The 18,987-nt window shown below is 68.2% G+C and carries 18 protein-coding genes; 9 read left to right on the top strand and 9 right to left on the bottom strand.

The window, feature by feature from the left end; translation table 11 throughout:
* Positions 1-451 precede the first annotated feature (451 nt).
* The 5 genes from ACFYW5_RS27330 to ACFYW5_RS27310 form a co-directional block, all read right to left on the bottom strand.
* On the bottom strand, positions 452-1,633 hold the full coding sequence (locus tag ACFYW5_RS27330) for an ROK family protein (protein WP_389419735.1): 1,182 nt from the start codon (positions 1,631-1,633) through the stop codon (positions 452-454).
* Between the two features lie 198 nt (positions 1,634-1,831).
* Positions 1,832-2,311: a MarR family winged helix-turn-helix transcriptional regulator gene (locus ACFYW5_RS27325; RefSeq protein ID WP_389419734.1), complete on the bottom strand. Its 480-nt coding sequence runs from the start codon at positions 2,309-2,311 to the stop codon at positions 1,832-1,834.
* A gap of 171 nt (positions 2,312-2,482) precedes the next feature.
* Positions 2,483-3,844: a GH1 family beta-glucosidase gene (locus ACFYW5_RS27320; protein WP_389419733.1), complete on the bottom strand. Its 1,362-nt coding sequence runs from the start codon at positions 3,842-3,844 to the stop codon at positions 2,483-2,485.
* Positions 3,845-3,940: 96 nt separating this feature from the next.
* Positions 3,941-6,073 carry an alpha-galactosidase gene (locus ACFYW5_RS27315; RefSeq protein ID WP_389419732.1) on the bottom strand — a complete coding sequence of 711 codons (2,133 nt, stop codon included), beginning with the start codon at positions 6,071-6,073 and terminating at the stop codon, positions 3,941-3,943.
* Positions 6,074-6,311: 238 nt separating this feature from the next.
* Positions 6,312-7,235: a helix-turn-helix domain-containing protein gene (locus ACFYW5_RS27310; RefSeq protein ID WP_389419731.1), complete on the bottom strand. Its 924-nt coding sequence runs from the start codon at positions 7,233-7,235 to the stop codon at positions 6,312-6,314.
* 512 nt (positions 7,236-7,747) lie between these two features.
* Here ACFYW5_RS27310 and ACFYW5_RS27305 point away from each other — a divergent pair.
* The 6 genes from ACFYW5_RS27305 (at position 7,748) to ACFYW5_RS27280 (ending at position 14,280) form a co-directional block, all read left to right on the top strand.
* Positions 7,748-7,912: a hypothetical protein gene (locus tag ACFYW5_RS27305; RefSeq protein WP_389419730.1), complete on the top strand. Its 165-nt coding sequence runs from the start codon at positions 7,748-7,750 to the stop codon at positions 7,910-7,912.
* Between the two features lie 289 nt (positions 7,913-8,201).
* A complete protein-coding gene (locus tag ACFYW5_RS27300) occupies positions 8,202-9,560 on the top strand; it encodes a choice-of-anchor Q domain-containing protein (protein WP_389419729.1) in 1,359 nt (452 codons plus the stop codon).
* Between the two features lie 32 nt (positions 9,561-9,592).
* Positions 9,593-10,498, top strand: a complete 906-nt coding sequence (locus ACFYW5_RS27295) for a carbohydrate ABC transporter permease (protein WP_389419836.1) — start codon at positions 9,593-9,595, stop codon at positions 10,496-10,498.
* A gap of 18 nt (positions 10,499-10,516) precedes the next feature.
* Positions 10,517-11,461, top strand: coding sequence for a carbohydrate ABC transporter permease (locus tag ACFYW5_RS27290; protein WP_389419728.1), 945 nt, complete (start codon positions 10,517-10,519; stop codon positions 11,459-11,461).
* A 9-nt stretch (positions 11,462-11,470) separates the two neighbouring features.
* A complete protein-coding gene (locus ACFYW5_RS27285) occupies positions 11,471-12,832 on the top strand; it encodes an extracellular solute-binding protein (protein ID WP_389419727.1) in 1,362 nt (453 codons plus the stop codon).
* A 107-nt stretch (positions 12,833-12,939) separates the two neighbouring features.
* The gene (locus tag ACFYW5_RS27280) at positions 12,940-14,280 is read left to right on the top strand and encodes an ADP-ribosylglycohydrolase family protein (protein WP_389419726.1); all 1,341 of its coding nucleotides are present in this window, start codon (positions 12,940-12,942) and stop codon (positions 14,278-14,280) included.
* 11 nt (positions 14,281-14,291) lie between these two features.
* Here the strand turns inward: ACFYW5_RS27280 and ACFYW5_RS27275 are convergent, their stop codons facing one another.
* Both ACFYW5_RS27275 and ACFYW5_RS27270 read right to left on the bottom strand, forming a co-directional pair.
* A complete protein-coding gene (locus tag ACFYW5_RS27275; protein ID WP_389419725.1) occupies positions 14,292-14,846 on the bottom strand; it encodes a TetR family transcriptional regulator in 555 nt (184 codons plus the stop codon).
* Positions 14,847-14,966: 120 nt separating this feature from the next.
* Positions 14,967-15,887 carry a phytanoyl-CoA dioxygenase family protein gene (locus tag ACFYW5_RS27270; protein WP_389419724.1) on the bottom strand — a complete coding sequence of 307 codons (921 nt, stop codon included), beginning with the start codon at positions 15,885-15,887 and terminating at the stop codon, positions 14,967-14,969.
* Positions 15,888-16,008: 121 nt separating this feature from the next.
* Here ACFYW5_RS27270 and ACFYW5_RS27265 point away from each other — a divergent pair, with 121 nt between their 5' ends.
* Positions 16,009-16,842: a helix-turn-helix domain-containing protein gene (locus ACFYW5_RS27265; protein ID WP_389419723.1), complete on the top strand. Its 834-nt coding sequence runs from the start codon at positions 16,009-16,011 to the stop codon at positions 16,840-16,842.
* A gap of 263 nt (positions 16,843-17,105) precedes the next feature.
* Entirely contained in the window at positions 17,106-17,654 is a 549-nt protein-coding gene (locus ACFYW5_RS27260; RefSeq protein WP_389419722.1) for a DUF1062 domain-containing protein, read from the top strand.
* Between the two features lie 45 nt (positions 17,655-17,699).
* Here the strand turns inward: ACFYW5_RS27260 and ACFYW5_RS27255 are convergent, their stop codons facing one another.
* Positions 17,700-17,924 carry a LexA family protein gene (locus ACFYW5_RS27255; protein WP_389419721.1) on the bottom strand — a complete coding sequence of 75 codons (225 nt, stop codon included), beginning with the start codon at positions 17,922-17,924 and terminating at the stop codon, positions 17,700-17,702.
* Positions 17,925-17,969: 45 nt separating this feature from the next.
* Between ACFYW5_RS27255 and ACFYW5_RS27250 the strand changes: the two genes are divergently transcribed.
* A complete protein-coding gene (locus ACFYW5_RS27250; RefSeq protein WP_389419720.1) occupies positions 17,970-18,305 on the top strand; it encodes a DUF6233 domain-containing protein in 336 nt (111 codons plus the stop codon).
* A 20-nt stretch (positions 18,306-18,325) separates the two neighbouring features.
* On the opposite strand, the gene ACFYW5_RS27245 is transcribed toward ACFYW5_RS27250, so the two are convergent.
* Entirely contained in the window at positions 18,326-18,949 is a 624-nt protein-coding gene (locus ACFYW5_RS27245) for a TetR/AcrR family transcriptional regulator (protein ID WP_389419719.1), read from the bottom strand.
* Positions 18,950-18,987: the final 38 nt, after the last annotated feature.

Genomic DNA, 18,987 nt, shown 5'->3' with positions numbered 1-18,987 from the left:
TGGACAGGGTGTTTCGGGTGGGCGGGCGGCTCCCGGGGGCCCTTGGCGTGATGTGCGCCGGGACCGTGAGCGCAGGGCGGAGCGGGGCCTGGTGGCCCGACGGTCATGCGGTGGGGGGAGCGGCGCGTCGTGGTGTGGTGCGGGGGTTATGGCTGGGCTGGGGCGGTGCGGGGGTTACGGCGGTGCTGGGGGCGGTGCGGGGCTGCGCGGATGGTGGTGCGAGGGCTGTACGGGTGCTGCCGGGAAGCTGTACGGGGGTTGCTTGGCGCCCATGGGGTTGCCGAGGCGCGCTGGGATCCCCGCACGCCGGCGAGGTTGCCGAGGTGCGCTGGGGTCCCTGGGACGCCGGTGAGGTTGGTCGGCGCCTGTTGTGCGGGCGCCGTGGTTCGGGAGGCGCCCTCAGGTTGCAGGAGCGCTTGGAGTGGCTCTCGCCGGCCGGACCGGAGTGCGGTCAGGCCGGAGAGAAGACGTGGTCGGTGATGAGGCGGGCCGCGCCGATGGCTCCGGCGGCCGGTCCCAACTCGCCCAGCACGATGGGCAGGTTGCGCGTGGCCAGCGGCAACGACTGCCGGTACACCTGGGTGCGGACACTGGCCAGCAGGGTGTGCCCGAGCCCGGTGACACCGCCGCCGATCACGACCAGCCCCGGATTGAAGAAACTGACCAGTCCGGCGATGACCTGCCCAAGTCGCTTCCCACCCTCCCGGATCAGCTCCAGTGCCACCGCGTCCCCCGCCGCCGCGGCGGCCGATACATCCTCGGCCGTCAGACGCCCGGCCGACTCCAGCCGGACAGCGAGCTCCACCGAGCGGCCCTCGCGCGCGGCCTGTTCCGCGTCGGCGGCCAACGCGGCACCGCTGAAATGCGCCTCCAGACAGCCCCGGTTGCCGCACGCACACGCACGGCCCGCCGGTTCCACCTGGATATGGCCGATGTCGCCGGCGCTGCCGGTCGTACCCCGGTAGACCTGGCCACCGACGACGATCCCGCACCCGATACCGGTCCCGATCTTGACGCACAGGAAGTCGCCCACGGAGCGTGCGACGCCCGCGTGCTGCTCCCCCAGCGCCATCAGGTTCACGTCGTTGTCGACCATGACCGGGCAGCCCAGTTCCTGGCTGAGTGCCTCCCGCACGGGGAAGCCGTCCCAGCCCGGCATGATCGGCGGCGCGACCGGCACGCCCTCCGGAAAGCGGACCGGGCCCGGGACGCCGATGCCGGCGCCGTCGAAGCCCTCGGCCAGACCGGATGCCTGCAACTTGGCAGCCATCGCCAGCACCTGCTCGAAGACCGCGACCGGCCCCTCGCGGACATCCATCGGTTGATTGAGCTGCCCCAGGACCTCCAGCTCCGCGTTCGTCACGGCGACGTCGATCGATGTGGCACCGATGTCGACACCGAGGAAGCGCAGCGTCGGCGCGAGCCGGATGTTGTGGGACCGCCTGCCACCCCGGCTGGGGGCAAGCCCGTCCGCGACAACCAGCCCCGTCTCCAGCAGCCGGTCCACCTCGACGGCCAGCTTCGAACGGGACAGGTCCACCAGATCGCTCATCTGGGCACGGGAGTTGGACCCGGTGTCACGCAGCAGACGAAGCAGCCGCGCCTGATGTGCGTTCTCAGGTCGAGCGGTCATCCGTCGCACGATCCCTCCTCTCCCCTCACCTGCGGCCAAGCCGCAGGCGCCTGTCTCCGCCGACTGTGCCGTCGGGCTGACGAGGAGGAACGTAACAACGATTTTCCTGAGTGGGAAGTACTTACGCAGGAGTACGACGCTTCTTTTTCCACACTCAGGACAAAGTCGAACGGGACGGCCTCACGGCCCGACCAGCGCTCAGGTGGTTGCGGGCGGAGTACCGCCCGCATTGCGGATCAACTGCTGGAGCACCTTCACCGTGGTGACGTAGTCCGCGTCATCGATCCCCTCGTGGAGGGCGGAGCGGATCGCGGGGGCGTTCCGCGCGATGTCGACGCGGGCCTGTTCCCCCTCCTCAGTGAGCCACAGCCGGTACTCGGCGTCCCGGCGCAGCCAGCCGCGCTCCACGAGCACCTCAGCCTCCGCCGACAGGTCGTCCTGGGGCCGAATGTAGGAGGACATGGCCGCCTGCAACTCGGGGAGGGTCATCCCCTCTCCGTCGGGCGAGATGTCGTTCACCGACAGGTTGCGCAGCAGCCAGAACTGGGGCTGGGTGTAGCCCAGTTCGGCCAGCCGGGCCCGGGTGTACGCGATGAGCGCCTCGTAGGCGACGCCCGTCCAGTAGGCGGCGGGCTGTCGGGCGAGTTCGGCGTCGGGGAGCGGCTGCGTCGTCGTCATGGGAAGTCCCCCTGGCACTTCGGGTGTGATGTCCTGCACGCTGATGCAGGACATACGGAGACGCTAGAACCTCAAGCTCGATTGAGGTCAAGTAGGGCCCCGCACGGTGGAGACCGCGTACGGCCTTCACGGCACGCCCTCCAGCTGCCCGACGACCGGCTGCCATGGACGTCAGGCGCGGGCAGCCGTCGCCGTGCGGTGCTCGGCGATCAGTCGTGCGTAGCGATGACCGCTCCCCTTGATCGTGCGGCGCTGTGTCTCGTAATCGACGCGGACGAGGCCGAAGCGCTTGTCGTAGCCGAGGGCCCACTCGAAGTTGTCCAGCAACGACCAGGCGTAGTACCCGTGCAGCGGTGCACCCCGGCGGACCGCCGAAGCGGCGGCTTCGAGATGACGCTCGAGGTACGCCACGCGGTCGGGGTCGTGCACGCTGCCGTCCGCGCCGACCTCGTCCTGCCAGGCCGAGCCGTTCTCGGTGACGAGGATGGATGCGGGAGCGTACTCGTCGTGCAGCCGCATGAGGAGCTGCTCGAGGCCGTCGGGGTGAACCTCCCAGCCCATCGCCGTCGTCCGGGCGCCAGGTACCGGAAGCACCCGGTACGAGGGTGGTGCGGAGAGGTCGGGAGCGTCCTGGATGATCTGCCGGAAGTAGTAGTTGAGGCCGATGTGGTCGAGGGGGGCTGCGATGGTCTCGGCGTCGCCGGGGCGCTCCGGCAGATCGATGCCGTAGACCTCCCGCATGTCCGCCGGGAAGCCACGGCCGTGAACGGGGTCGAGCCACCAGCGGTTGTTGTGTCCGTCGGCGCGATGCGCAGCACGTCGGTCCGCGTCGGAGTCGGTCGCGGGTTCGCAGGGAGTCATGTTGAAGACAAGGCCCACGTCGGGCGTGATCGCCGCGTGCGACCGCAGCGCCTGGGCGGCGAGGCCGTGTCCGAGCAGGAGGTGGTAGGAGGACCGCACGGCGGCGGTGAGGTCCTTCACCCCGGGTGCCAGGACGCCTTCGAGGTGTCCCAGCCACGCTGAGCACAGGGGTTCGTTCAGGGTGGCCCAGTCCTGCACCCGGTCGCCCAGTGCGTCGGCCACCACCGCGGCGTAGTCGCCGAAACGCTCGGCGGTGGCACGCTCCGGCCAGCCGCCGGCGGCCTGGAGTGCCTGCGGCAGGTCCCAGTGGTAGAGGGTGGCGTAGGGGCGGATGCCCGCTTCGAGCAGGCCGTCCACCAGCCGGTCGTAGAAGGCCAGTCCCGCCTTGTTGACGGCGCCCTTGCCGGTGGGGAGGACCCTCGGCCAGGAGATCGAGAAGCGGTAGTCGCTGACGCCCAGCTCCCGCATGAGGGCGATGTCGTCCCGCCAGAGCCGGTAGTGGTCACACGCCACGTCACCGGTGTCGCCGTTCGCCACGGCGCCGGGAACGCGACTGAACGTGTCCCAGATCGAGGGGCCTCGCCCGTCGACGTCGGCCGCCCCTTCGATCTGGTAGGCGGCGGTGGACACTCCCCAACGGAACGTGGAGGAAAAAGACTGGATCGGCTGCACGGGGTCACTCCCAGTAGAGGGGGTACATGCCGCGGACGAGCGCGACGGATTATGTGGGTGAAAGTCGTACGGGTGGGCGCGGGTTCGCTGCCGGGGTCAAACCGCCTGCACATGGAGCAGCACGATCTGGAGTGGACACAGCGTGGGCAGGGTGAGACCCACCTGGCCGAGTGCCGCGCCGGAGAGCAGGGCTCCGTCCTCCGGCAGTGCGGGGATGTTGTCGGCGCGCGAGACGGCAGCCTGCGCTGCGGGCCGTACGGCACGGATCCGGTAATCCTTGTCCGGGAGCAGGCCGGGTACGGTCAGCCGCGCGGGGGTGGTGTTGAGCCCGTCCTCGAACTGCACGTACGCCATCAGCGCGGCCGACCGGTCGTCGGCGACGACGCCGTGCGTCCAGGCGCGGTCGTCGGAGTCGTCCCCCCTGACGACCCTCCCGGTGTGCAGGAGGCCTCGGTGCTCCTTGTAGAGGTCGACCCAGCCCTTGAGCACGGCCCGGTCCTCGGGGCTCGCCTCCCGGATGTCCCATTCGATGCCGAAGTGCCCGAAGAACGCGGTCGCGGCGCGGAAGTCCAGGGGGGTGTATCGCCCCGAGTACATGGAGAACGGCGCGGCGACATGCGCACCGAGGTACTCCGGGGGCAGGAGCTGGCCCGTCCAGCGCTGGATCGATTGGCGGTCGACGGCGTCGGTCATGTCGGAGGTCCACACCCGTTCGACGCGCTGGAGAACCTCCAGGTCGATGCGGGCGCCACCTGCGGAGCACGACTCCCACTCCACCTGCGGATGCCGTCTGCGCAGTTCGTCGAGCAGGCCGTAGTAGGCGAGTGTCTGCGCGTGGACCGCCGGTCCTCCGGCGGTGCGTCCCGATCCGCCGTCCAGCACCGCACGGTTGAAGTCCCACTTCACGTACGCGATGTCGTACTCGGTGAGCAGGGCGTCGATGCGTTCCAGGAGGTACTGGACCACCTCGGGCCGCGAGAGGTCGAGGACCAGCTGATTCCGTCGCAGCAGTGGTATCCGTGAGCCGGTGGACAGGATCCAGTCGGGGTGCGCGCGGTACAGGTCCGAGTCCGGGTTGACCATCTCGGGCTCGAACCAGAGGCCGAACTCCATGCCCAGTTCCCGCACGCGCGAGACCAGGGGGCCCAGCCCGTCGGGGAAGACGCTCTCGTCGACCCACCAGTCGCCCAGGCCGGCCAGGTCCGAGGGTCGGCCGTGGTACCACCCGTCGTCCAGGACGTATCGCTCGGCGCCCATCTCGGCGGCGAGTTCGGCGAGTTCGATCAGCTCCGCCTGGTCCTGCCGGAACTTGACCGCCTCCCAGACGTTGAAGTTGACCGGTCGCGGGGAGTGGGGGTGTCCCGTCCGGGAGCGCAGGTAGTCGTGGAATTGCGCCGCGAGTCCGTCGAGTCCCTCGTCGGAGGCGGCGACGTAGACCCAGGGGGTTCGGTAGCTCTCGTCCTGAGCGAGCACCATCTCGCCCGGCAGCAGGAGTTCACCGCCGCCGATGGTCAGAACGCCGTCCCGCAGCTCCGTACGGTGGATGTGGTTGCCGCTCCAGCCGACGTGCACGCCCCACACCTGGCCGGTCGCGAACCCGAAGCCGGGCGTGCCGACTATGTTCAGGGTCGCGGCGTCGTGCCCGGTCCTGCCCTGGCGGTTCTCCCGCAGCCACAGCCCGTCGACGACTTCGCGGCGCTGGGGTGTCCGCTCGTGGAGGAGCCGCCCGGTGAAATCGAGTCCTTCCCGCGCGTGGGGCGGCACCGGGACGACGACGTCCAAATGGTCCACCACGTACGGGGCACCGCCGGTGTTGGTGAGCGCGTGCCGTATCCGCAGCGCTCCCCCGGGCAGCGACTCCACCTCGGTCACCAGGGCCAGCCCGGCGGTGTCGTCCTTGGCACGCAGCGTCAGCACCGGTCCTTCGGCGCGCGCGCTGTCCAGGGTGAAGCACGGGGCCCAGTCCCGGCCGCCCGGCGGAGTGCCGGTGCCGTCGGCCAGGCGGTGGCCGCTCAGCCCGGGGCGTCCGTACCAGCCTCTCCAGTGCTCCGGCAGCAGCGGAACCGCCGTTTCGACGCAGGCTCCCCGTTCTCCGTGTGCCGCGCTCCAGGCGACGCCGTCCGGACCGGGGGACACGCCGCACCACATCACCGCGGGCAGCTCGTCGGCCACCTGCTGGAGGAGCAGCGTGGTCCGCCGCTGCGGGGCGGCATCCGGATCGGGGAACACCAACGGGAATTGGCCAGGGCGCGACCTGAGGTCAGGGACGGCAGGGCGGAGGCGATCCACTGGGCAGACTTCTCTCGTCAAAGGGGAAACGATGCAGGACGTCCGGCTTCTGGCTCACCACTGAGGGCTCGCCGACGTCGCTGCCGCCTTTCCGTTCACTCACGGTTCCGGCGGTCTCCATCGAATCGCTGTTCGCCTGCGGTTTCCTCCCGTTGACCCCTTCGTCTTTCCTGGATTCTCAGATGCTCTCCGAGTCGGCCGCCGGCCCGGACCGCTGTGCCATGGCCCGCGCCTGAGCCGGATCCATTCCGGCGACTTCGGTCGACGGCGTGTTGCTGCGATGGGCACGGCGGTAGTTGCCCGGCGAGGCACCGCACAGCTCCGTGAAACTCGAGTAGAAGCTGCTCTGCGAGCCGAATCCCACGGCGGAAATGATCTCGGAGATCGGCAGCTCCGTGGTGATCAGCAGTCGCTGGGATTCCGCGATCCTGCACTGCGTGATGCGGGCATTGATCGTGGTTCCCAGTACCTCCTTGAACAGGGACATGGCGTAATTCGGATGGAGCGGCACCACGCTCGCTATGTGCTCGACGGTGATCGGCTCGCGGAAGTGCGCGGCGATGAACTCGGCCATCCGCGCCGCGTGTTCCACCGACCGGTGACCACTCGGTTCGTCCGATCCGAGCACGCCGCCCAGAGCGGCGTGGGTGAGTCTCCGCAGCCGCGCCTCGATCTCGATCTGGCAGATCCGGTGGAGCTCGGCGTCGCCCGTCGACAGGTCGAGCTGCCAGCGCTGCAGCAGCCCGGCGTCGTCCCGGTGGTACTCGTGGGGACCGGACCGCATCGGCTGCCCCCGCAGGAGAGCCCTTACCCCGGCGGAAGGCAGCCGCCAGCCCAGATAGGTCCGCAGGGGCACATTCAGCCAGTACATCGGAGCCAGTGGTCCGACCTCGACCAGCTGATGCGGTATCGCCGCCCAGAAGGCGACCAGTTCCCCTGGTGGCACGACCATGCGGCGGCCCCCGACCAGGTAGACCAGCGCGGAGTCCATGGAGAGGTTGATTTCGATGTCGTCATGCCGGTGGGCCCGGGCCATAGGGGTCGGCAACCCGTGCCAGCAGGCCAGCATCGAGACGTCGTTCCGCGGGGTCAGCATGTCCATCTGAGGATCCTGGAAGGTCGGAGGAGCCCACCGGAAGCACCTGTAGATGTGCAGGAGTTGTATGGCGGTCGACCGCAGCGTTCACTTCCGCTCACGCTCATCGACCCGGGGATGACGCCGCCCTCCACGGCCGTATCACCCCGAGAAAGTACCTGACACGTACGGACATCGGGAAGGTCCGGGAGACGCGAATGCGTTACTCCGGCGCATTTCGACCGGGTCATGCACGAGCCGCCCACGGCGTATCTGGATACGCTTACACCGCCCGCTGACGGCGAGGACTCCAGGCGCTAACCGACGAGTTGGTCCGGCCGCATCACCGCGTTCCCCAACGTCACGGAGCCCGAAGTACTCCCTGCGGACTCCCCTCTCTACGAGCTTCCCAACGAGGGTACTCACCCCGCACCTCGCGGACGCGCTCGGAAACGAACTCACCCACGCCGACGAAAGCCCGGCTTCGGGAGCTGACCGGGGAACTGCGCAACACACCGGTCCGGCCCGCTGCCCGCACCGTGGCACTGGTCCTGCCGGACTCCCTGGAGCTGGGGCTCCACGTCGCCGACCGCTTCTTCGCCCTCGTGGACGACGGGGTCCCGCCCGCGCTGGTCACGAGCGAGAGGGCCGACGACGCGGCGCATCCATCCGCCCGTGGCATCACTGAACTCGTGCACTTCTGACAAGCCTCGGCGAACGTCACCTCAAGGCCCTGGCATCCGGGCGGAGCAGCCCACGGCCGCCGTGCTTGCGTGAGATGGGCCGACCCTCCATGTTTCCCGTTATCTGAGGATCCAGGAAGGTCCGAGGTGCCCGCAGGATGTCCCGGCGGCCGAAGAGCGGTTCCATGTGGGTGGTCGGCGAACAGTTTTCAGGGTCGCCGTGTACCTCCGGTTTCACCTCCCCAAGGTTCTCAAGAAACCTGTGCGCGTCCCTGGTTCCCCTTTTCCAAACCAAGCGGATGGAGTACCCATGCGTCTCAACCGGACCCTGATCGCGACCTCTTCGGCGCTGCTCGCCTTGCTGGGCGCCACCTCTCCAGCGCATGCCGCACCGGAGAAGAAGGGCTCGGGCACGGACTACTTCGTCAGCGATACGGGGTCCGATGCCAACCACGGGACGTCGCCGGCGAGCCCCTTCCGCACCATTCAGGCGGCGGCGGACCGTACGACGCCCGGGAGCACCGTCTACATCATGAACGGCAGCTACGGTGACACCTCGCCGCAAGGGGTGGTCACGGTCAGCCGGTCGGGCAAGCCCGGCGCCCCTATCACCTACCGGCCCTACCCGGGCCACCACCCGGTCCTGAAGCCGGTGACCGGATGGGACGGCTTCACGGTGATGGGCGCCTCGTACATCACGGTCGAGGGCCTGGAGATCAAGGGGAACAGCGACAACATAACGCTTGAGCAGGCGAAGCGTGAAAGCAGTCCAACCAATGCTGCCATGAGCACGAACTGCCTCATCGTGCGACCGGACGACGAGAACGGCAGGAACTCCCATCACATCACGATGCGGAACAATCACACGCACAAGTGCCCGGGAGCCGGCATTGCCGCGATGTTCGGTGACTACTTCACCATCGAGAGCAACCTCGTGCACTCCAATGCGTGGTACGCATCCTGGGGCAACAGCGGGATCAGCATTCTGTCGCCGGTGGACGTGAACGACGAGACTGGCTACAAGATCTTTATTCGGAACAACATCACCTACGACAACGAGAACAAGATCGAGTGGTGGGAGTGCAAGTGCATATCGGACGGCAACGGAATCATCGTCGACAGCACTCTTCCCGCCCCGGAGGGAAGCGGGACGCCCTACCAGGGTTACCAGGGACGGACCCTGGTCGCCAACAACATCTCGTACAACAACGGCGGGTCGGGAATCCACGCCTACAAGGGCAGCAACGTCGACATCGTGAACAACACCGCGTATCTCAACTCACGCAGCCCGGAGATCAACAACCCCAATATCGGGGCGTGGGCCAGCAAGGACGTGCGCGTGCTCAACAACATCTCCGTGGCACGTCCCGGAAAAGCCACCACAAGCAATTACGCGAACACCAACGTGCGGTACGACTACAACATCTACCACGGTGGGACGGAGCCCGAGGTGCTCGGGCGCCACGATGTCCTCGGCGACCCCGGACTCCGTCAGCCGAGCATCGACCCGGCGTCGGCGGATTTCCAGCTGCTGCCCGACTCCGCGGCGATCGACAGCGGAATGAAGTTCCCCGCGGTGCGCCAGGACTACTCCGGGGTGCGGCGGCCGGCGGGAGCGGGTTACGACCGCGGCGCCTATGAGTTCGTCGCCGGGGACACACGCAAGTGAAGACTCAGGTCTCGGCGGACGTCGCGGGCGACATGCCGATTGCCGCGGCGGGAGCTGGCAAGCGAAACGGCCAGCGCGGTGACGAGCAGCTGGCGTGGATCTTCATCACACCCGCGCTGCTGGGCTTCGCCGTCTTCCTGCTCTGGCCGACCCTGCGCGGAATCTATCTGAGTTTCAACAGCTTCAATCTCCTGACGCCCGCGAAGTGGGTCGGTCTGGACAACTACGAACGCATGGCGAACGACCCGATCTTCTGGGACTCGCTGCAGACCACGGTGTACTACGTCGTCCTCAACGTCGGCGTGCAGACCGTGATGGCCCTGGTCATCGCCGTCCTGATGCAGCGACTGACACGATCCGCCCTCCTCCGCGGCATGGTTCTCACTCCGTACCTCGTCTCCAACGTCGTCGCCGGCATCGTCTGGCTGTGGGTCCTGGACACCCAGTTCGGGGTCGGGAACCAACTCATCGGCGCACTCGGCTTCGACCACGTGGCCTTCTTCGGCAGTGAGGAGTGGGTGATCCCGACGCTGGCGCTGGTGAACGTCTGGCGGCATGTCGGCTACACCGCACTACTGCTTTTCGCTGGTCTGCAGATGATTCCCGGCACGCTGTACGAGGCAGCCCGCATCGACGGAGCGAACGAATGGCGTATGTTCTGGCGCGTTTCGATACCGCTGCTGCGCCCCGTTCTGTCGCTGGTTCTCATCATGTCGATCATCGGCTCGTTCCAGGTCTTCGACTCGGTGAGCGTCACCACCGGAGGCGGACCCGCGAATGCCAGCAATGTGCTGCAGATGTACATCTACAACACCGCGTTCAGCCGGTTCCAGTTCGGCTATGCGTCGGCGCTGTCCGTCGCGCTCCTGGTGGTGCTCGGGTTGATCACGTTCGTCCAGTACCGGCTCACCAGGGCCGGCGAGACCGATCTCGACTAGCTCGGAGGGGAACGCGGAATGACAGCGAGCGGTGTACTCGGTGATCGCAAGGGGCGGGTGCCTGTGATATCGCACGCAAGGCGGCACCCCCTCCCTTCCCCGGGCCGAATGGCGGCGTGGGCCCTCATAGCCGTCGTCGTGTTGGTGACGCTGCTTCCCTTCTACTGGATCGTGCGTACCGCGTTCTCCTCGAACGCGAGCCTCTCGGCGCATCCCACGTCATTGCTGCCCGTCGACGCCGACCTCGGTGGCTTTGCCCGGGTCTTCGGGATGCAGAGCACGGACGAGGCACTGGCACAGGGCGGTTCCGGGGCCTCGCTGAACTTCTGGCGGTACCTCGGCAACTCGGTGATCGTCTCGACGCTCGTCACCGGTTGCCAGATCTTCTTCTGCTCGATGGCCGCGTACGCCTTCAGCAGACTCCAGTGGCGCGGGCGGGACACCCTGTACGGCCTCTTCCTGGCAGGTCTCATGGTTCCCACCATCTTCACCCTGCTGCCGAACTTCGTACTCATCAAGCAACTCGGACTGGTCGACACCCTGGGCGGTGTGGCACTGCCCACGATGTTCATGACCCCGTTCACCGTGTTCTTCCTCCGGCAGTTCTTCATGCAGATGCCCCGGGAGATCGAGGAGGCCGCCCTGCTGGACGGAGCGGGGAAGGTACGCGTGTTCTTCCGGCTGGTCCTTCCCATGGCGTCCGCGCCGATCGCCACATTGACCGTTCTCACCTACATGACGTCGTGGAACGACTACTTCTGGCCGCTCATGGTGTCCCACAGCGACAGTTCCCGGGTCCTCACGGTGGCGCTGAGCGTGTTCAGGTCGCAGGTACCGCAGACGGGTGTCGACTGGGCGGGACTCATGGCCGCGACGCTGGTGGCCGCCCTTCCCATGCTCGTCCTCTTCGCCTGCTGCGCACGACGCATCGTCAATTCCATCGGCTTCAGCGGAATCAAGTAGGAGTGAACGATGAATCACCGGCGAGGACTCCTCAGAGTCGTGGTGGCCGTTGGCGCGATGGCGCTCATGGCAGCCGCAGGATGTGCCCAGGGAGGCGGTTCGACCGCGTCGAAGAACGAGGTCAGTTACTGGCTCTGGGACTCCAACCAGCTTCCGATCTACGAGAAGTGCGCCATCGCCTTCGAAAAAGAGCACCCAGGCGTCGATGTTCAGATCAGCCAGATAGGCTGGGAATTCTACTGGAACAAGCTCACCGCGAGCTTCATTGCCGGCACGCAGCCGGATGTGTTCACCAGCACCCCGCCGAAGCACGCCCAGTTCCTCTCGCTTGACCTCCTCGAACCACTGGACGAGTTCGAAGAGACGAGCGGCATCGAGAACTCCGACTACCAGCCCGGCCTGGCCGCCACCTGGATCGGTGAGGACGGGCATCGGTACGCCGCCCCCAAGGACTGGGACACCGTCGCCCTGTTCTACAACAAGGAGATGGCAAGGGAAGCGGGACTGTCCGAGGAAAAGCTGAACACGCTCACCTGGAACCCCCGCGACGGTGGCACCTTCGAGAAGGCGATCGCCCGGCTCACCGTCGACAAGAACGGGGTGCGAGGGGACGAACCCGGGTTCGACAAAGACAACGTGCGGACCTACGGCCTGGCCACCGCCGACGCCGGCGGAATGGACGGCCATGTCCAGTGGAGCCCATTCGCGCTCGCCAACGGCTGGTACTACACGGACGAGACCTCACAGGAAGTCCGCTACAACTATGATGACCGCAGGTTCCAGGAGACCATCGACTGGTACTTCGGCCTTGCCGAAAAGGGATACCTGCCGCGCTTCGAACACTTCTCCCCGGCCAACGGTCCTGAAGTGCAGGTGGGTTCCGGAAAAGCCGCCACGGCGCTGAACGGCGCTTGGATGATCAGGACATTCCACAACCTCAAGGGGAGAGATATCGGCTCGGTTCCCACGCCCGTGGGCCCGACCGGGAAGCGCGCGACCCTGATGAACGGACTGGGTGACTCGCTGACCAAGAAGGGCGGCAAGAAGAAGGCCGCCCGTCAGTGGGTGGCCCATCTCGCCTCCGACGCCTGCCAGCGGGTGGCTGGAGAGGCCGGCATCATCTTCCCCGCCACCGCCGCGGGAACGCGCCTCGCCATCTCCGCGTACGAGAAGGAGGGAATCGACGTCACCGCGTTCACGAAGCCGCTGCGGGACCGGTCGACTTTCGGTTTTCCCGTCACGGACTTCAGCGCCGACGTTTCGGCGATGATGTTCCCCGCGATGCAGGACATCTATGCCAACGGAAAGCCCGTATCGGGCCTGGACCGTACGAACGACCAGATCAATCTGCTCTTCGAGCAGGGCGGATAGGTCCGTCCCGCGAGGCGGGAGTTCCCCCTGTCTGACGGGCCGTCCCGGCGCACATGTGCCGGCCGACGTCCGCCGCTCACCCGACACCGTTCCATGCCGGAGGGTCCATGTTCGCACCGTTCCCCGTGCTCCACCGCCAACTGCAGGCCATGCTGCGGGACAAGGAGGAACAGGGCAGGGACGTCACCGGGATCGCCGCGCGGCTGGCACACCTCCCGGACGACTACCAGGCCGTCGCGGACCTCGCGGCCGCCATCGACACGGCACCGATGCGCGAGGGGTGGCCGTACGTCGAACCGAGTGACCTGGACGGCATCCGGGCGGAGCAGGCCCCAGTCACCGAGGACCCTCCCGCACCCCTTCCGCCCGGGGCGGGTGAGCGGGCACGCGCCGGGTTCCTCGGCTCGGTGGCCGGCTGCATCCTGGGCAAGCCGGTGGAGGTCATGCCGACCCTCGACGAACTTCGCGACGCATTGCGGCGGTTGGGCGAGTGGCCGTTGCGAGACTACATCCCCTCGCGGCTGTGCTCGGAGGGAGGATTTCGCGCGTTCCATCCCGACTGGCCCGAGACGGTACGGGAGAACATCACCCGGGTCGCTCCGGATGACGACATCAACTACACCCTGCTGGGCATGATGGCGCTGGAGCGGCACGGAGCCGGCTTCACCAAATCCGACCTGTGCCGCCTGTGGCTCGACAATGTCCCGCTGGGTTACACCTGGGGCCCCGAACGCACCTTCCTGACCCGGCAGGGGCTGGCGATGGGCATGGACGACTGGCCGATGCCGGACGAGGAGGCGCTGGCGGCGGCGCGGCTCAACCCCGGCGACGAGCGATGCGGCGCCATGATCCGTGCCGACGCCTACGGGTACGCCTGCCCGGGCCGCCCCGGCCTTGCCGCCGAACTCGCCTGGCGCGACGCGTCGTTGACGCACCGGGGCAACGGCATCTACGGCGCGATGTTCGCCGCCGCCGCCATCTCCGCCGCCTTCACCGCCACCGGCCCACTGGAGATCTTCACCACCGCGTTGCGGTACGTACCGCAACGTAGCCGCTTCTTCGCCGTCGTCAGCGACTCGCTGGAACTGGTGGCCGGGGCCCCCGACTGGCTGGAGGGCTACCGCGCCATCCATGGCCGGTACGCCCAGTACGGCCACTGCCGCGTCTTCCAGGAGAGCGGAACGCTGATCAACACCCTGCGCTTCGCCACGGACGTCGGCGACGGCATCTGCAAGCAGGTCAGCCAGGGCAATGACACCGACAGCTACGGTGCCACGGCGGGCGCCATCCTGGGCGTGTACTTCGGCCCCGGCCACCTGGAGGAACGCTGGATCACCCCCTTTCGTGACGTCCTGCACACGCGACTGGCCGGCTTCCACGAGTTGTCCCTGGCCAGGACCGCCGACCGCATTGCCGCGCTCCCGGCCCGCGTCCTGGGACACAGCTGAGGAGGGGCCGTTCAGGCCTCCCCCAGGACCCTGAACGCGCTGCGGGACAGGAGGCTCGCGGCCACCTCCGGCGGCCATGCAGGCAGGACGAGATGGCTGACGACCATCCGCACCACGAGGTCGGCCGCCACGTCGACGTCCTCCTCCCCCCGCGCGGGAAAGCGACCGGCCAGCCAGGCGCGGAGCAGACTCCGGGCCGCATCGAAGAGCGGATCGGGGCGCGCCGTGAGGTAGGGCAGCAGACTGTCCGAGCCTCGGCGTGCGGCGGTGACGACGGAGCGCAGCAGAGGGTTGCGCTCGGCCGCCGTGAGAACGAGGAGCAACGCGGTCTCCAGAGCGGCCAGGGGGTGCCGGTCCGTGGCGGCCAGTGCCTCGGCGACGTCATCGAGGAGCTGCCGGGTCTCACGGGTCACCAGCGCGTGCCCGAGATGGGCGCGGCTGCCGAACTCCTTGTACACGGTGGGGCGGGACACCTGAGCCAGGAACGCAACGGCCGAAAGGCTCGCCCGGTCCCAGCCGTCAGCACAGGTCAGCTCGTGCGCCGCATCCAGAACCCGCTCGCGCATGTCCTTGCGCCATGCGACACGAGGCGGATCGGGTAACGCCTCGACCGAACCGTCAGCTTCTCGCATGCAAGGGCGGCCTTTCGAATGTCTCGGATGTCACCGGGCGCCGGGCTGCAGAGGTCACCGGGTCCTCTCGGGAACATCTCCCGCGCTGCAGAAGGACCCGGGGGTGTGGACGTCGTGCACCAGCCGCAGTTCCGTTTCCTGGTCCCCCAGCGGCCGGGGCCGCAGGGACTCCTCGATGCGCCACACGAAGCCGGATCCCCCGGGGTGAGCGGCTTGGTACTGCCGCAGGGCGAGCGGAAGCAGGCGCAGGCGCGCGTCGATCCATGCCGCGTCCCACGGGCCCTGCTCCAGGATCTGCTCCGCCGCACGGAACTCGTAGTACAAGGTGCGCCGCAACCGGTTGCCCTGGACTGGTTCGGAGCCGTGCACGAGCATCACGTCGTGGATGAGGACGTCCCCGGGCTCCATCTCCACCGTCACCGCGCCGGGGATGTCCCACCCGTGCCGCTCGGTGAGCTCGCACACGTCCGCCTTCCGGCGCTGCGAACCGGGCACGACACGCAGCGCGCCCTCGCCGTCGCGGGAGGCGTCGAGGTAGACGTCGACATTGAAGATGCGGTGGTCACGGGGGTGGACTGCGTCCTGGTGCCAGGGGACGGGGGCGCCGTCGCCCTCGTTCTTGAACACCAGCGACTCGTAGGTGGGGACGAAGTTGGGCCCGGCCAGACTCTCCGCGATCCCGAGCACTTCGGGGGAGCCGAGCAGTTCCAGGGACGCGGCGTCCCCCTTGGCGTGCACGTAGTCGACGCGGAACAGGACGCGCCCGCTGGGGCGGTCGGCGAAGTGATAGTCCTCGCTGTGCCGCATGGGCCCGTCCCCGGCGGCGATCCAGTGGTCCGCCGCTCGCTGCAGGCGGCGCAGCATGTCGCCCCGAACCCGGTCACGAAGGACGAGGTAGCCGTTCTCGTCGAAGAACGCCACTTCCTCGGACGTCAGGTGGAAAGGGGACACGGCGTTCTCGGTGAAACCGTTCACAAGTGGGTTCTCCTCAGCTCGGACAGGCGCGATCCTGCTGGCAGGATCGGACGACTTCACGGAACCACTTCCGGGAAGCCCGTTCCTCCGCCCTGCTCGCCTCTCTTTCCTGGATCGTCACTTGCTGCAGTCCCACGAACCTCGAAGCGACGACTTCGGCCTCGCCTGCTGGCAGGGCCGGGTCTCCGTGATGAACCACGCGCACCGGCACGACGACATAGAGATCAACTTCGCCGGTGACACCGACCTGGTGTACCTGTTCCGCGGGCAAAGGACCGTGCTCCGGCGCGGCGGGATCGCCGCTTTCTGGGCAGCCGTCCCGCACCAGCTGGTCTCCGCGACACCGAACAGCACGATGCGCTGGCTGACCGTGCCGTGCGAAATCTTCCTCGGCTGGCGCATGCCCGACCCGGTGGTCAGGAATCTGCTGCGGGGAGTGCCGCTGCTGGAGAGCGTGCCGGGCCCCCAGGACGCCGACCACGCGCTGTTCAGCCGGTGGTCGGAGGACCTGGCCCACCGAGACGAGGAGCCGCGCCGCATCGCCCTGCTGGAGATCGAGGCACGACTGCGCAGGCTCGCCCTGGCCACCGCAGGGGAACACCACGGGGCGCCCGCCCTGCCGAGGGACGGTGCCGTCGAGCACGCGGCCCGGATGGCGCACTTCATCACGGTGCACTTCCGCGAGCCCCTCACCGTCGAACGCGTGGCGGCCTCGGTTCCCCTGCACCCGCACTATGCGATGCGCGTGTTCAAGGAGGTCATCGGCACCACCCTGCACGCCTATCTGGCCGAGTGCCGGATGGCCGAGGCGCGGCGCCTGCTGACGGCCACGGACGTGCCCCTCACGGACGTCGCCCTCACCGCGGGGTTCGGCTCCCAGAGCAGTTTCTACTCCCGCTTCACGGCCGCGAACGCGCTGACGCCCGGCAAGTACCGTCGGCTGCACCGCGCCTAGCAGGGGCCTGCCGGGCGTGGTGCAGCGGCGGGTTCTGCCGGAGGCCGGATCCAACCTGGCCCCAACTGCTTCAGAACCCGCCGCCGAAATCCGGTGGAAGGCGCCACCGTACGCCATTACCGTCCTGCAGAACCGAGTTGCCCAGGCAAGGACGTGCCCTTGTACACCCTGTGAGACCTCCCGAGCGCTGATTCGTCGCGCGTCGCGCACCTGCGCCGCGCCCCTTTCTGCTGCGGATTTCTCACTGAAACCGGTGTATCTCTGTGCTCAACACCTGGGTGGTCATGCCCACCTGCCTGCCGCTCGTTCGCCGCCACTGCCACACATGCGGGTCCGACCGCTTCCGGGCGAGCGGCAAGTTTCGCGTCAACGCACACCACAAACTCATCGATGCCTGGCTGCTCGCCCTCTGCACCCACTGCGGGGAAACGGCGAAGCTGCCGGTCCTGGAGCGGGCGAATGTGCGCTCCGTACGACCTGAGCTGCTGGGCCTGCTGCATGACAACGACCCTGGCCTGACAGCGGAACTGCTCCAGGATCCGAACCTGCTGCGCCGTCATCGCATCGCCCTCGACTGGGACCGTGCCTGGCGCCTCGACACCGGCGGATCGGATCACCTGGACCGCAAGGTGATCGACGTATCGGTCCGCTTCGCGGCGCGTATCCCGGTCCGGCCGGTGCGACTGATCGCCGCAGGGTGCGGCCTTTCGCGTGCCGAGGTGGAGCGACTGATCACGGAAGGGAAAGTCGTCTCGGCAGCCCGGATGAGCGGAAAAGTGTCCGGCGACTTCAGCTTCATACTCAAGCGCTGACCACTCCTCGGCGCCATGGGCGCGGCCGGGACGGGCAGGCCCGCTTCAGGCGAGCCGGATCCCGCGCGCTCGGCCGGCCTCGCGCACGATGGCGCCCTTCTTCTCGATCTGCGCCAGCTGGTAGTGGACCGAAGCGCTGCTGCGGTAGCCGAACCGGTCCCGGATCTCCTTCACCGTCGGCGCCTCGCCACGGTCGGTGATGGCCTCGCGGATGCACTGCAGGATCTGCTCCTGTCGCGGTGTGAGGTAGGGGACTCCGTGATTGACCATGCCCCGACTAGAGCACGTGTTCGATTTTTGGGGCAAGCTGAGAGGGTGACCGATCTGCCGCCCGACCTGCCCCGACTCCGGATCCTGGAGACGTGGCTCGCCCTCACGCTGGACCGGGTGCGGCGGCGGATCGCCGAGGAGGAGCGGCGTGCGGCCGAACGGCAGCGGGGCATCGCGGCCCGGCCGCCGGCTCCGGACTGGCTGGTCGAGCAGAGCCTCAACCGGGACGTGCCGCCGGTGTACGTACACGTCGGCGGCTGCCATATGGCCGGCAACCGGTCCCGGGGCGTCGACCGCGGCCAGGCGATCCGGGCGCTGGCCGACGGCGTCGACGCCTGTCCCCACTGCCGGCCCGACACCGAGCTAGGGGTGCTCGACTGAGGGCTGCGTGGTCCGACGGATCACAGCCGCGGACGTTCACCGCCGGTCTCGGGTACCGGCTGGCCGGGGGGCGTGAAGGCGGCCAGCACCGTGGCCGTGATGTGGTCGGCGGCGTGCTCGGAGGCGAGTCGGCCGGCGCGGATCTCCTCGGCCGCGCTGTGCATGACGGCGTGCAGGACGTTGACCATCCAGGCGATCGGCAGGTCCGTACGGAAGACCCCCTCCGCTCGGCCGCGGGCGACCAGCGCCTCGACGCGGGCGGCGGGTCCGGCGTGCAGTTCGAGGATGCGCCCCGGCGAAAGCTCCCGTTGCGCGGCGGCGAGCAGGGCCCGCGCCTGGTCCACCAGGTGCCATCCGGCGTCGATGTACCGGGCCAGGGCGAGCCTCGGATCCCCGGTCAGGTCGATCGTGTCCAGGACCTGGTTGCCCTGGTCGATGGCGCGGCTCATCGCCGCGTCGACGACCTCCGCCCGGGAGGAGAAGTGCGCGTACAGCGTCACCCGGCCCACACCCGCGGCGCGCGCGATCTCGCTCAGGCTCGCCTCCGGGTTCTGCCCGAGGCATTCGGCGGCGGCCTGCACGATCGCCTCGATGCTGCGCAGCGCGTCGGCGCGCTTGGTGGCCGTGGAGTTCTTGCTGCCCATGCGCCCACGGTACCTCAGTAAGTCGTACAGCAGTGTTT

Source organism: Streptomyces sp. NPDC002779 (assembly GCF_042888685.1).
Classification (GTDB): Bacteria; Actinomycetota; Actinomycetes; order Streptomycetales; family Streptomycetaceae; genus Streptomyces.
The sequence above is the reverse complement of the archived record's forward strand: the minus strand, read 5'-3'. Positions and strand labels throughout refer to the sequence as shown.